Genomic DNA, 12,551 nt, shown 5'->3' with positions numbered 1-12,551 from the left:
TCGTATCTGGAGAACCCCAAATGGCACTACGCCAAACCTACACCGTGCTCGTCCCATTCCCCACCGGGGGTGGCCACTGGTCGAGCATCGGTCAAGAACTCGACCTGCTCGATGTGGAGGCCAGTGCGTTGCGCAGCGCTGGTCGTCTGGAGCTGAAAAAAACCGAGGCTGCCGAATCGGCCTCTACAACCACCCCGGCCAAAAAGGCCGCTGCCAAGAAGGCTGAATAACCATGGCTGAGGTTTTGAACTTCGAGCACAACGGCATTACCGTCAATGCCACTGAATCTCCCGAGGCCATGGGTGGCCTGGGCGACAACGTCATCGGTCTGGTCGGCACCGCGCCGAAAGCGGATCTGCTGATTCCGCGTAACGCCCCGTTCCGCATCAACAGCTTCACCACCCAGGCACTATTGGACCCGACCGGTACCGAGTCGGGCACGTTGTTCCACGCGGTATTCCAGATCCTCAAAGTGGTCAAGGTGCCGGTCTACGTGGTCATCGTCGAAGAGGGCGCAACCCCCGCCGACACCCTGAATAACGTGATCGGCGGCATCGAACCAGTGACCGGTCGCAAACTGGGTCTGGCCGCACTTGGCGGCGTGCCTGAAGACCTGACGATCATTGGTGCACCGGGTTTCACCGGCACCAAAGCGGTGGCCAGTGAGTTCGCCTCGTTCGGCAAACGTATCAAGGCTCGCGTGGTACTCGACGGCAAGGATGCGGCAGTCGCCGATCAAGTGACTTACAGCCAGGAGCTGGGCGGTGCGGACCTCGGTTTCGACCGTTGCCTGCTGGTGCACAACATGCCGTCGGTGTACTCCAAGGCGGCGAAGAAAAACGTGTTCCTGGCGCCATCGAGCCTGGCCATCGCCGCGCTCGCCAAGGTCAAGCAATGGGAGAGCCCGGGCAACCAAGTGACCTACGCCGAAGACGTTTCGCGCGTCGTGGAATACAACATCCTCGACACCTCCACCGAAGGCGATCTGCTCAACCGTTACGGCATCAGCTACTACGCCCGGACCATCCTCGGCGGCTTCTCGCTGCTGGGTAACCGCTCCGTCACCGGCAAGTTCATCAGCTACGTCGGCCTTGAAGATGCGATCAGCCGCAAGCTGGTGAAGGCCGGTCAGAAAGCCATGGCCAAGAACCTGACCAAGTCGTTCATGGATCAGGAGGTCAAGCGCATCAACGACTGGCTGCAAACCCTGGTCGCCGACGAAACCATCCCCGGCGGCAGCGTGTACCTGCACCCGGAATTGAACAGCGTCGAGAAGTACAAAAACGGTACCTGGTACGTGGTCATCGACTACGGCCGCTACGCACCGAACGAACACATGATTTATCAACTCAACGCCCGCGATGAAATCATCGAGCAGTTCCTGGAGGACGTTCTCTAATGTTTACCAACCGCGTAAGACAGGCCATCGCGGCCACCCTGCAAGGCCTGCCGTTGTCGGCGACCGTGGAAGAGTTCACACCGCCGAAGATCGAGTTCGACATGGAAAACATGGTCGGCGGCCGCTTCATCGTCGAGGAGATGGCCAAGAGCGCCAAGGCCCTGGGCGCCAAGTTGATCCTGCAGGGCGCCGGTCCCGAAGTGATGCTGGCGCTGGGCGTGAAGCTGGGCGACGACATCCTGCTGAACGTGCGTGAAGCCGGTCAGGATCAGGACGGTAACACCTGGTTCACCTACCACACCGTCGGCGGCAAGCTGAAGGTCCTCGAGGAAGCCATCGTGAAAATGGGTGAAAAACCCAAGACCACCCTGGAGCTCTCTTGCCGCACCTACAACCGCCTGGAAAACGGCGTTCCAGTGATCGATGTCGACGTGCGCACCCAGAAGTTCGTGCTCAACGGCGTCGACATTCTCGGTGATGCCCGCCGCGCCGTGTTGCTGCCGTAACACGAAGGCCAACCAAGGCGCACAACCTGTGGGAGCGGGCAGGCTCGCTCCCACAAGGATTGTGGCAAACAGATCCCTGCGCAGCAGCCTTTCATGAATCACCAAGGAATTTCTTACATGTCCTGGATACCTCCCAAGCATGTCCTGTTGTCACCAATTACCGGTGATGACGGATCCGAGATCGAGCAGATCCAACTCAAACCGTTGTACTACGCCGCGCAAAAAGAGGCCCTGGCCCGTGCCGGCGATGATGAGGACGATCAGTTCTTCGAGCTGGCCATATTGGCCACGGGGTTGTCGGTCAAGGAACTGGACCAGCTCAAACGCCCGGACTACGTGAGCATCGCGCAGTACGTGCATGAGATGTCGACTCGCCCGGCTTCGTACTTTCTGGAACAGCAAGCGCAGGGCGAACAATCGGTAGACCCCGATCAAGTGTCACTGCTGCAACCGCTCAACGTGGCAGGCCGCAGCATGACCTCGCTGACCCTGGAAATGCCGGTGCTGCGCGCCACCAAGGCGATGAAAAAACTGAAGACGGCCAAGGAACGCGCCGAGTTCATCACCGCCCATTGCACCGGGCTGATGCTGCCCGATCTGGACCTGCTGACCGTGCCCGACTGGACACAGCTTCAGGTACGCATCGACGATTTTTTAAACAAACCGGCGGACTTCTTTCGGAGCGCGACATCGAAGTAATCCTCGATGTGGTGCCGCTCATTTACTCGGTAAGTGAGGCGGAAATTCTGGAGTGGGACGCCGGCAAGGCATTGCGCCGCTACGACATCGCGATCACTCGCCTTGGCGTGAAACAGGAGTAGAGCAGGATGGCAGACAGTAAGTATTCGCTGTCCGGTGCGGCAAGCATCGAATTGCCGCAACTGGGCAGCGCCTCTGAAACGTCGGGCCTGAACCTGGCACTGACCACGGCCAGCCTCGACATCCGTCTGCTGGTGTCTGAACAGGTCAAGCTTCGCGAAGCGCTGGCGTTGTTGAACATTGCCCTGTCGTCGCAGCAGTCGCTGCTCAAGGCGAATGCTTCGGTGCCCGCGGCAAGCAGTGAACCAAAGTCCAAGTTAAAGGCTGAGGTTGATCAGCGCACGCCGCCGGATTTGCTCAAGTCGGCGATGGCGACCGAATTGGCGATGGTTGAGCTCAACCAAGTGCTGAAACTGGACAACGTCCAGTTGCAGAAACTGTCGGAGGCCAACCTGAAAATGGCCACTGACAAGCAGGTTGCTCCGAGCGGGGCAACGGCGGTTCAACTGGCTCAGGTCGAGTTGGCGGCGGCGAAGGCGGGTATCGGGGACGGGCTCGACCCGGCTAAAAAGCAGGACGAACTGCTGAACTTCACCCGAGATAGCGCGGTGACGGCGTCGGCGTTCAATCTCGACGTCAAGGCCGCCAGCGAGATGCTGTTGGGTTGGCGTAATTCGATGAAGCTGGATCGCGGACAAAGCCTGAGTCTGGCGGATGCAACCAACCATCTCGGCAACAGCGGTCTGAATGTCAAAGCGGCAGACATCGGTTCTGTGGTGCAACGCAGTGGCGAGGCGGGCATCGCCGCGGGCATGACGCCGGAACAGATGGCGGCCCTCGCGGCGGCGTTCTTGAACAGCGGCGCGGACAAGTCCGGTGCCGGTGAGGCTTTGAAAGGTTTCACCACGGTTTTGGCCAAGGGGGACGCGGCTTCACCGGAACAGCGCAAGGCTTGGTCTGACCTGGACGGCAAATTCAATCCAGGGATGTTGGCTGATGGCCTGCGCAAGGACGCGCCGGGAACGATCAACCTGGTGCTTGAAGCACTGAAGAAAAAACCTGCAGAAGAACAGCAGTCACTGACCAAGACATTGTTTGGTGATAACGCGGCGATTCTTGAACTGTTGAAAAAACCGGAAGACGTCCAAAAGGCTTTTTTACTGGTGTCCGAGCGGACATCCGACGGGACGTTGCCGAAGTTCAACGGTTCCGTAGCGAAATCCGCCGAGGCGCTTGGGGAAACCTCGCAAGGGCGCTGGAATGCGCTGGATGCGAGTAAGAACCGGATGTTCGCGGCGGGCGGCAATGCCCTGGCGCCGTTGACTGATGGTTTGATGGTGTCGCTCGGCGCATTGGCCGATGGCTTGAGCGGGGTCGCTGAAGCACAACCGAAAGCTACTGCAGGATTGCTGGTGCTCGCGGGAGCCATTGCGTTGGCGCGTGGTGCTGAAATCAAGGTCGCGATGGCCTCGGCCATCACCGCCGCAGCAACAAAACTTCTGGTTCTGGCAGGTGCGCGACCGATTTCCGAAACGGGGGATCTGACAGCCGATGCCAAGGAACGCGGTCGTAAGGGCAAAAAGCAATCCCGAGGCGCAAGGGCCGGAAAAAGCGCAGCTCCTGGAAAAGCCGCGATCAAGCCCATCCCAAAAAGCGCAGCCAAACTGCCACGTATGTCGACCGGGAGTCGCTTGCTGGGTGCCGCCAGAATGGGCTCGGCAGTCACCAAGCGGGTCGCGCCGCTGATGCTGCTCAGTGCTGGTTACGATGCCGTCAAAGGCTTGCAGGCGGGTGATACCAAAGCGGTCGGCGGGGCGCTGGGCTCGGCCGGTGGCGGACTCGCCGGTACTTATGCTGGCGCTGCTGCCGGCGCCCTGATCGGCAGCGTGGTGCCTGTTCTGGGCACGGCGGTCGGTGGCGTAATCGGTGGTTTGTTGGGGGGAATGGCGGGCAGTTGGGGAGGGGAATGGCTGGGTGAGAAACTCGCTACACCCGCCGACAAGCTCGCCGCTCCAGATCAGGTCAGCAAAGACCTGACCAACGCCCAGACGAGTAATCAACAGAACACGGTTAACGCGAACATCTACATCAACGGCCAGGATCAGGCCAGCGCCAGTCAATTGGCGAACCTGGTTGTGCAACAGATCACGGGTCAATTCGGACTCATGACCATGCCCAACTCACTCGCCATGCGAAGTGATGCGGCCCTGACTGATGGAGGTACGTGATGCGTCAGCAAATGGCACTCGGCAGTTTCATTTTCGGCCTGTCCAGAAACTTCGCTTACCACAGTCTGGTGCGCACCTCGGACGGCGGCTGGAAGAGCATCGACATCCTCACCAGCAAACCCAAATCCAGTCAGGTCGGCCAAGGCCTGCAAGGGCTGACGATAACAGGCAAGTCGATGTACGCGACCGCCATGGATCGGCTCGATGAGCTGCGTGCCTTGCAGGCGCTGCGCATCCCTTTGCCCTTGGTTGACGGCATCGGCCGCAACTGGGGTCTGTGGCAGATCAACAAGGTGTCGGAAACCCAAAACAACATCCTTGATGACGGCACCGCGATGGTGGTCGATTGGATTATCGAGTTGACGGAGTTCGCCAATGCGTAGGGTTCGAAGTATCGCCGGTGATTCGGTGAATCTGTTGCTGTACCGCGAGCTTGAGCGTGGTGACGATGCCACCGAAGAAGCGCTTTGGCGTCTTAATCCGGAGCTTGCCGAATGGGGGGCAATATTGCCGGCGGGGTTGTGGGTTGTGCTGCCGGAAGTGGATTCGAAACCCGTCGCACCCACACCGGTTTCGGCCTGGGATTAAGGAGGCAGCATGTCACTGGGTTTCACGCCTGCTGTGGAAATTTACGGCGCGAATGCTGCGCTGCTCAACGAACGATTAATCAGTTGGACACACATCGACGCAGCGGGAATTGAATCCGATCAACTGACGCTCGTGATCAGTCTGGATGGGCTTGAAGGGTTGCCCAGCCTGGGCGGAAAAATCGGCCTGCGGGTCGGTTATCTGGAATCGGGGCTGGTGGATAAAGGCGAGTTCGTCATTACCCGGCGCACGCCGACTCTGTTTCCCCTGCGTCTGACGCTGGTGGCCACGGCGGCGCCGTTCAGTGCGACGGATCAGACCGGGTTCAAACAGCGCCGATCGGTCAGCCATGGTCCGACGACCTTGGGTGCCTTGTTCCGCCAGTTGACATCCAGGCACGGGTTTTCCCCTCGTGTGGCCCCGGACCTGTCGCTGATAAAAATCGCGCACATCGACCAGTCCAACGAAACCGACATGGGTTTTCTGACGCGACTGGCCTACCTGCATGATGCCGTCGCCAAACCGGTCAACGAGCTGTATGTGCTGGCACGGCGCGGTCAGGCGAAATCGTTATCGGGCAAAGTTCTGCCGACCATAAAGCTGTCGGTGACGACCAACAATCGCCCAGGCGATCACGCCTTTATCTCCGCCGTCCTGGATGAAACCGCCCGGGCGAAATACCAGGGCTGCAAGACCAGTTGGTGGGACGCGGCGGCCGGTAAAGTGCGGGTCGAGGAGAGCGGCATCGCGCCGTTCAAGACCCTTCGCCAGCGGTTTCAGAGCGCGGACGATGCCCGGGCCGCCGCCGAAGGCGAGACCCGCCGGATGATGCGCGAAGCACTCAAGGTGACGGTCGAATGCCCTGGCAATCCGGGGTTATCCGCTGAAGGGATCGTTTTGCTGGACCCCACCTGGCCGGATTTCATGCGCGGGCGTTGGTCAATCGACAAAGTCACCGCCAGCGGCGACCGGGAAAAAAGCTATCGCTGCAAGATTGACGCGACCTGCCTGGACGCCAAGGCATAGCCCACACCCAAAATCACCCCCGCCCCGTAGCAGCTGCCGAAGGCTGCGTTCGGCTGCGCAGCAGTCGTAAATCCTGATACCCGGATTTGTCTGAAACACCACGTCGCCTGGTTCACGACTGCTGCGTCCGAACGCGGCCCGAGCCGAACGCAGCCTTCGGCAGCTGCTACAAAAATTTGCGTCGCTGCTCACTCATTTCATTCGATTCTGGAGCGCCCTCATGAAGATCACGCCGATCCTCACGCAGCTGCGTGAGCAATGCCCGACCCTGGCCAATCGTGTGGCGGCGGGCATTGACCTCACCACCCTGCAAGCCAACAACCCGCTCGCCACGCCTTGCGCCTACGTCGTCCCCATCGCCGATGTGGCGAGCAAAAGCGTGGCGCAACACCTGATGCTGCAACCGATCCGCGACCGCTTCGAAGTCACCCTGGTGCTCGACACCACGGACGCCGCCGCAGCGCTGGATCAACTGCACGACCTGCGCGCCGAACTGTGGCGCGCACTGGTGGGTTTCAAGCCCGGCAATGACTACAGCGCCATCGCCTACGACGGCGGCGAACTGGTTTCCATCAACAGCAGCCGCGTGCTCTATCGCCTGCGCTTTTTCGCCGAATTCCAGCTCGGCCGCAATCTGCCGGGGCAACCGGCGCAGAGCTGGCACGAGCGTGAACTGGACGGCTTGTCGTCCTTTACCGGGGTCACCGTGCGGGTCGATGCGATCGACCCGGCGGACCCCAATCTGCAACGCCCGGGCCCCGACGGGCGCCTGGAACTGACTTTCTCTGGAGACGTAACCCTATGAGCAAACGCATCACCGTGCTGCCGGCCCCGGGCCGTGTCGTGCCGGACCCGGAAGCGGGCGATCTGTTGCCCCTCGAGGGCCGTGAAGTGCCGGACAACGCCTGGTGGCGTCGACGTCTGGCCGATGGCGATATCACTACCAAAGCCGTGAAAGCGGCGAAACCACAGGGAGCCAAATAATGGCGATCGGATTCAGCAACATCCCCGCGGACATTCGTGTTCCGCTGTTCTATGCCGAAATGGACAACTCGGCCGCCAATAGCGCGTCGTCGGCCATGCGCCGCCTGATCGTCGCTCAGGTCAACGACAACATTGCGCCGGCCGATGCCGGCAAACTGGTGCTGGTGTCCAGCGTGGCGCTGGCCAAAAGCATTGGCGGCCAGGGCTCGATGCTCGCCTCGATGTACGAAACCTGGCGCAAGACCGACCCGATCGGCGAGATCTGGTGCCTGCCGCTGCACAGCACCGAAGGCAGCATTGCCAAAGGCGTGCTGACTCTGACCGGTGCGGCGACCCAAAGCGGCGTGCTCAACCTGTACGTCGGCGGCGTTCGCGTTCAGGCGGCTATCGTCAACGGCGCCACCGCGGCGCAAGCGGCCACCGCCCTGGCGTTGAAAATCAATGCCAGCGCCGATCTGCCGGTCACTGCGGCGGCGGTCGGAGGTGTGGTCACCCTGAGCGCCAAATGGACTGGCGACAGTGGCAACGACATCAGCCTGCAATTCAATCGCCTGGGCAAGAGCAACGGCGAAGAAACCCCGGCCGGCCTGACCTCGGCGATCACCGCCATGACCGGCGGCGCCGGTGTGCCGGATCAAGTGGCTGCCGTGGCGGCGCTGGGCGATGAACCGTTCGAGTTCATTTGCATGCCGTGGTCGGATCTGTCGACCCTCAACACCTGGCAAGCGGTCATGGATGACAGCACCGGTCGTTGGTCCTGGGCCAAGCAATTGTTCGGTCACGTCTACAGCGCCAAACGCGGCACCGTCGGTACGCTGGTGGCGGCAGGGCAAGCGCGTAACGACCAGCACATGACCATCCAGGCGCTGGAACCGGGCGTACCGCAACCGTTTTGGGTGCAGGCCGCCGCACTGGCTGCGCGCACCTCGGTGTTCATCTCGGCCGACGCCAGCCGTCCGACCCAAAGCGGCAGCCTGCCAGGTCTCGACCCGGCCCCGGCGAGCGAGCGGTTCACCCTGACCGAGCGTCAGTCGCTGCTCAACTACGGCATCGCCACCGCGTATTACGAAGGCGGCTACGTGCGCATTCAGCGTTCGATCACCACCTATCAGAAGAACGCCTACGGCCAGGCAGACAACTCCTACCTGGACAGCGAAACCATGCACCAGTCGGCGTTCATCGTGCGTCGTCTGCAAAGCGTGATCACCAGCAAATACGGTCGCCACAAACTGGCCTCCGACGGCACCCGTTTCGGCGCCGGCCAGCCAATCGTTACCCCGAGCACCATTCGCGGTGAGCTGATCGCCCAGTACGCCAAGCTCGAACTGGAAGGCCATGTGGAAAACGCCGAGCTGTTTGCCGAATACCTGATCGTCGAGCGCGACACCCAGGACCCGAGCCGGGTCAATGTGCTGTTCCCGCCGGACTACATCAACGGCCTGCGCGTGTTCGCGCTGCTCAACCAGTTCCGTCTGCAGTACGACGACGCAGCCTGATCGCTGCCTTTGACTGTGTGAATTCGGCCCACCGCGCGTGGGCTTTTTATTTGAAGGGAGAAACACCATGGGGCAACTGATTGCGGGCACCTGCTACGTCAAAGTGGACGGCGCTCAACTGACCATCAACGGTGGCTGCGAAGCACCATTGATGGCCGTTAAACGGGAAACCGTCGTGCCGGGCTTTTACAAGGAAACCGACATCGCGCCGTCGTTCAAAGTGACGGCGCTGCACACCGCAGACTTCCCGCTCAAGCAACTGATCGCAGGCTCCGACATGACCGTCACCTGCGAATTCAGCAACGGCAAAGTCTACGTACTGGCCGGCGCCTACCTGGTGGAAGAGCCGGTATCCAAAGGCGATGACGCCACCATCGAACTGAAATTCGAAGGCATCAAGGGGACCTGGCAATGAGCAACGCCGTGAAGCTTCAAGTTGCGATCGAAGCCCACGGCGAGCCCTTGACCGAGCTCAACCTGCGCCGCCCGACGGTGCAGGAAGTGCGGGCGATCAAGGCGCTGCCGTACAAGATCGACAAGAGCGAAGAGGTCAGCCTCGACATGGACGTCGCGGCCAAATACATCGCCGTGTGCGCCGGCATCCCGCCGTCATCAGTCAACCAGCTGGATCTGGCTGATCTCAACACGCTGAGTTGGGCGGTCGCGAGTTTTTTCATGAGTGCGGCATCGGAGCCATCACCGACCTGATCGCAGTCGCCTATGACCTGGCCTGGTTCTGGAAGGTTGACCCCGAACAGATGATGGCCAGGCCACTGGATGTGCTCCGCGAATCGCTGGAGCACGCGCAACGGATCAATGCGATGCAGCAGGTGCAGTGATGGCAGACACACAAACGAAAGGGAAAACATCGGTGCTGCTCACGGGCATCGACGAACTGTCACCCAAACTCGGCGCCCTTCGGGAAAAAGTCGAGAGCTTCAAGAAAAACCTGGAGCAGACCGGCCTCGGCAAACTGGACATCAGCGGTCTGTTCAAGGGCGGTAGCGTGATCACGCCGTTCGTGGATGCAATCAAGGTGTCCGACGCGTTCAAGGGCAAATTGACCGAGGTCAGCGAATCGGCTGAAGGCGTTGATTTACCGAAGGCGCCGGCAAGCGCTACGCAAAACATGAATGTGTTCAGTCGCTCGATGGAGCAGGTATCGATCGCGGCCAACACGGCCTTGCAGCCTGCTGTCGCGACCGTAACGGCAGGTCTTCAACCGTTGTTGGTTGGATTTGGCAGCCTGCTCGATGACAACCCGAAACTGGTCGAAGGGCTGGCGGCAGGTGCCATCGCATTTTCGGCAATGCAAACGGCCGTGACTGGCGCGACGCAAGTGTTCGATCTGATGAGCATGGTGCTCAAGACCAATCCGATCATGCTGATTGCCATGGGCATTGCCATGGCGGCCGGTGTGATCATTGCCAACTGGGAGCCGATTTCGACGTTTTTCGCCGGGCTCTGGCAAAAGGTTGTCGGTTATTGGGCTCCGATCAGCGGCGTTTTCTCGGCAATTTTTGATCAAGTCAAAGCAGTCGTGAGTGCGGGATTCGACTTCCTCAAGGCGTGGTTTGCCTGGACGCCCTACGGAATGATCCTGAACAACTGGGGGGCCGTTGTCGGTTTGTTTGCGGCGATCTGGGATCTGCTCGTGGCACTGACTGTGCCGGTGAAGGAGAAACTGCGCAGCCTGTTCGACTGGGTGCCGCTGGACGCCATTGCCGCCGCTTGGGATCAGGTCCCTGCCATGTTCTCGGGCTACTGGGAGTCGATCAAGCTTGGAGCGCAGGCGTTCTTTTCCTACCTCAGCGGGCTGTTCACTTGGTCGCCCTTGGATGCACTGAGCGAAACATGGGCATCTGTGGTTCAGTTTTTCAGTGAAAAAGCGGAAAAGCTCCGGGCCATTCTGGCGCCCATCCAGGAGATGCTTGGCGGTAGCTTTGGTGGTTTTATCGCCCAAATTACCGGCAAGGTCGAAAGCTTCACCGAGGTGCAAAAGAAAACCAATGCTGAAGGCAAGGGGGAGTTTGCGCCGGTGGCGGCGTTCATCAATGCCGCTTCCGAGCAGCCCTCAAACGCGCTGGCGACTCCCGGCAGTTTGCCGCTCAAGTCGTCGTTGTTGCAGCCCGGTTCTCTGACTCAAAACTCCAACGCCTTGATCCAACAAAGCGCCGCCAACAATCGCACGCAACTCGAAGGCGGCCTGACGGTTCGCTTCGAAAACGCGCCGGCCGGGCTGCGCACCGATCAACCGCAAACCAATCAACCGGGGCTGTCGCTCAACTCGCGCATCGGCTACCGCTCACTTTCCCTGGGAGGCTCCAATGAGTTGGCGTGACCGTTTGTTGCCGGCGTCCTTTCGCGGTGTCGGTTTCTGGGTCGATCAGGCGAAAACCCCGGTCGGTAAAAAGGGCCAGTTGCACGAGTATCCGCAGCGGGACCTGCCGTTTTTCGAGGGCCTTGGCCAGCAGGCGAAGATCCACGATCTGACGGCGTTCATCGTCGGCCCCGATTGCCTGGAGCAACGCGACAAGCTGCTCAAGGCGCTGGAGCAGGGCAGTGGTGAACTGGTCCACCCGTGGCTGGGACGGCTACAAGTCAAGGTCGGCGAATGCGACATGACCCACACCCGCCAGGACGGCGGGCTGGTGACCTTCGCGCTGAAGTTTTACCCCGATGAACCGCTGCCGTTTCCGACGGCCACGATCAGCACGCAGAAGGTGCTGCTGGCCAAGGCCGACACTTTGCTGGGTTCGGCGGTGGCGCGGTTCGAAGAGGTCATGATCCGGATCCAGGCTGCGCGGATAGGTATCAACAATCTGCGCAACAGCCTGACCGGGGTGTATGACGTGATCAAGGAACAGCTCAAACCGTTGATCGAGGAGTACCGGCAGATCACCGAGCTGGTCAAAGCGGTCAAGGAGCTGCCCAAGGAAGTGGCGGCGGAATTCAAGGGCTTGCTCGGCGATATCAAATCGCTCAAGGACTTCGCGAAGGAGGGTTATCGCGGCGTGATTGCCGACGTGTCCCAACAGCTCGAAGCCATCCGCAAGGCCGATGCGCCGAAGCTCACCACCGGCAAGGACACCACGGCCGCGGCGCAAGCCATGGCCGATCTGGTACAGGACACGCTGCTGGTCAAAGTGGCGCAATGGGTCGCCTCGATGCCGGTCGCGTCGACACCGGTGAAACTGTCGTCGACACCATCGCTGGAGCAGCAGGCGAACCTGCCGGTCACCCGGCAGGAAGTGCCGGTCACCGACGATTTGAAAGCGCTGCAAAAGGCGCTTGTCGAGGCGATCAACCCGATGCTGGACAAGGCCAGTCCCGCGCATTATCAGGCCATCGACGATGTGAAGCAGGCGCTGCTTGCGCATCTCAAGGCAGTGGCTTCGTCGGGTGTACGACAGGTCAGCAAGTCTTTTCAGGAAAGCCTTCCGGCGCTGGTCGTGGCGTACAAGCAATTTGCCGACGCAACGCGGGTCACCGAAGTGATTCAGCGCAACGGGATTGCCCATCCAGGGTACGCGCCGAACGATGTGAAAGTCTCCGGGAAGTGAAC

15 protein-coding genes are annotated in these 12,551 nt (G+C 60.5%); all 15 read left to right on the top strand.

Annotated elements, in window-relative coordinates:
• Positions 1–20: 20 nt before the first annotated feature.
• The 15 genes from ACEN9A_RS23790 to ACEN9A_RS23720 all read left to right on the top strand — a co-directional run bounded on the left by ACEN9A_RS23790 (position 21) and on the right by ACEN9A_RS23720 (position 12,549).
• The gene (locus ACEN9A_RS23790) at positions 21–230 is read left to right on the top strand and encodes a hypothetical protein (RefSeq protein ID WP_258671040.1); all 210 of its coding nucleotides are present in this window, start codon (positions 21–23) and stop codon (positions 228–230) included.
• Between the two features lie 2 nt (positions 231–232).
• Positions 233–1,399: a phage tail sheath protein gene (locus ACEN9A_RS23785; protein ID WP_258671039.1), complete on the top strand. Its 1,167-nt coding sequence runs from the start codon at positions 233–235 to the stop codon at positions 1,397–1,399.
• Positions 1,399–1,905, top strand: coding sequence for a phage major tail tube protein (locus ACEN9A_RS23780; protein WP_018926982.1), 507 nt, complete (start codon positions 1,399–1,401; stop codon positions 1,903–1,905). The genes ACEN9A_RS23785 and ACEN9A_RS23780 overlap by 1 nt, the downstream gene beginning before the upstream one ends.
• Before the next feature lie 117 nt (positions 1,906–2,022).
• Entirely contained in the window at positions 2,023–2,604 is a 582-nt protein-coding gene (locus ACEN9A_RS23775; protein WP_258671038.1) for a phage tail assembly protein, read from the top strand.
• Positions 2,605–2,732: 128 nt separating this feature from the next.
• A complete protein-coding gene (locus ACEN9A_RS23770) occupies positions 2,733–4,892 on the top strand; it encodes a phage tail tape measure protein (RefSeq protein ID WP_258671037.1) in 2,160 nt (719 codons plus the stop codon).
• Positions 4,892–5,275: a phage tail protein gene (locus tag ACEN9A_RS23765; protein WP_019647827.1), complete on the top strand. Its 384-nt coding sequence runs from the start codon at positions 4,892–4,894 to the stop codon at positions 5,273–5,275. The genes ACEN9A_RS23770 and ACEN9A_RS23765 overlap by 1 nt, the downstream gene beginning before the upstream one ends.
• Positions 5,268–5,480, top strand: coding sequence for a tail protein X (locus ACEN9A_RS23760; RefSeq protein WP_018926977.1), 213 nt, complete (start codon positions 5,268–5,270; stop codon positions 5,478–5,480). Before ACEN9A_RS23765 ends, ACEN9A_RS23760 begins: the two co-directional genes overlap by 8 nt.
• Before the next feature lie 9 nt (positions 5,481–5,489).
• Positions 5,490–6,506, top strand: a complete 1,017-nt coding sequence (locus tag ACEN9A_RS23755) for a contractile injection system protein, VgrG/Pvc8 family (RefSeq protein WP_258671036.1) — start codon at positions 5,490–5,492, stop codon at positions 6,504–6,506.
• 220 nt (positions 6,507–6,726) lie between these two features.
• Positions 6,727–7,311, top strand: coding sequence for a phage tail terminator protein (locus tag ACEN9A_RS23750; RefSeq protein ID WP_258671035.1), 585 nt, complete (start codon positions 6,727–6,729; stop codon positions 7,309–7,311).
• Positions 7,308–7,490, top strand: coding sequence for a DUF2635 domain-containing protein (locus ACEN9A_RS23745; protein ID WP_007907211.1), 183 nt, complete (start codon positions 7,308–7,310; stop codon positions 7,488–7,490). The genes ACEN9A_RS23750 and ACEN9A_RS23745 overlap by 4 nt, the downstream gene beginning before the upstream one ends.
• Positions 7,490–8,986 (top strand): phage tail sheath subtilisin-like domain-containing protein, encoded by a 1,497-nt coding sequence (locus tag ACEN9A_RS23740; RefSeq protein WP_258671034.1) that lies wholly within the window; start codon positions 7,490–7,492, stop codon positions 8,984–8,986. Before ACEN9A_RS23745 ends, ACEN9A_RS23740 begins: the two co-directional genes overlap by 1 nt.
• Positions 8,987–9,053: 67 nt before the next feature.
• Positions 9,054–9,401 carry a phage tail tube protein gene (locus tag ACEN9A_RS23735; RefSeq protein ID WP_018926973.1) on the top strand — a complete coding sequence of 116 codons (348 nt, stop codon included), beginning with the start codon at positions 9,054–9,056 and terminating at the stop codon, positions 9,399–9,401.
• On the top strand, positions 9,398–9,694 hold the full coding sequence (locus ACEN9A_RS23730) for a phage tail assembly protein (RefSeq protein ID WP_018926972.1): 297 nt from the start codon (positions 9,398–9,400) through the stop codon (positions 9,692–9,694). Before ACEN9A_RS23735 ends, ACEN9A_RS23730 begins: the two co-directional genes overlap by 4 nt.
• A 130-nt stretch (positions 9,695–9,824) precedes the next feature.
• A complete protein-coding gene (locus ACEN9A_RS23725) occupies positions 9,825–11,327 on the top strand; it encodes a phage tail family protein (protein WP_258671033.1) in 1,503 nt (500 codons plus the stop codon).
• Positions 11,314–12,549: a DNA circularization protein gene (locus ACEN9A_RS23720; protein WP_258671032.1), complete on the top strand. Its 1,236-nt coding sequence runs from the start codon at positions 11,314–11,316 to the stop codon at positions 12,547–12,549. The genes ACEN9A_RS23725 and ACEN9A_RS23720 overlap by 14 nt, the downstream gene beginning before the upstream one ends.
• The last annotated feature ends 2 nt before the right edge of the window (positions 12,550–12,551 follow it).

This window comes from Pseudomonas sp. Pseusp18, from assembly GCF_059506005.1.
The sequence above is the reverse complement of the archived record's forward strand: the minus strand, read 5'-3'. Positions and strand labels throughout refer to the sequence as shown.

Coding starts and splice junctions, on each gene's coding strand:
- ACEN9A_RS23790 (WP_258671040.1), top strand. CDS start 21: ATGGCACTACGCCAAACCTACACCGTGCTCGTCCCATTCCCCACCGGG.
- ACEN9A_RS23785 (WP_258671039.1), top strand. CDS start 233: ATGGCTGAGGTTTTGAACTTCGAGCACAACGGCATTACCGTCAATGCC.
- ACEN9A_RS23780 (WP_018926982.1), top strand. CDS start 1,399: ATGTTTACCAACCGCGTAAGACAGGCCATCGCGGCCACCCTGCAAGGC.
- ACEN9A_RS23775 (WP_258671038.1), top strand. CDS start 2,023: ATGTCCTGGATACCTCCCAAGCATGTCCTGTTGTCACCAATTACCGGT.
- ACEN9A_RS23770 (WP_258671037.1), top strand. CDS start 2,733: ATGGCAGACAGTAAGTATTCGCTGTCCGGTGCGGCAAGCATCGAATTG.
- ACEN9A_RS23765 (WP_019647827.1), top strand. CDS start 4,892: ATGCGTCAGCAAATGGCACTCGGCAGTTTCATTTTCGGCCTGTCCAGA.
- ACEN9A_RS23760 (WP_018926977.1), top strand. CDS start 5,268: ATGCGTAGGGTTCGAAGTATCGCCGGTGATTCGGTGAATCTGTTGCTG.
- ACEN9A_RS23755 (WP_258671036.1), top strand. CDS start 5,490: ATGTCACTGGGTTTCACGCCTGCTGTGGAAATTTACGGCGCGAATGCT.
- ACEN9A_RS23750 (WP_258671035.1), top strand. CDS start 6,727: ATGAAGATCACGCCGATCCTCACGCAGCTGCGTGAGCAATGCCCGACC.
- ACEN9A_RS23745 (WP_007907211.1), top strand. CDS start 7,308: ATGAGCAAACGCATCACCGTGCTGCCGGCCCCGGGCCGTGTCGTGCCG.
- ACEN9A_RS23740 (WP_258671034.1), top strand. CDS start 7,490: ATGGCGATCGGATTCAGCAACATCCCCGCGGACATTCGTGTTCCGCTG.
- ACEN9A_RS23735 (WP_018926973.1), top strand. CDS start 9,054: ATGGGGCAACTGATTGCGGGCACCTGCTACGTCAAAGTGGACGGCGCT.
- ACEN9A_RS23730 (WP_018926972.1), top strand. CDS start 9,398: ATGAGCAACGCCGTGAAGCTTCAAGTTGCGATCGAAGCCCACGGCGAG.
- ACEN9A_RS23725 (WP_258671033.1), top strand. CDS start 9,825: ATGGCAGACACACAAACGAAAGGGAAAACATCGGTGCTGCTCACGGGC.
- ACEN9A_RS23720 (WP_258671032.1), top strand. CDS start 11,314: ATGAGTTGGCGTGACCGTTTGTTGCCGGCGTCCTTTCGCGGTGTCGGT.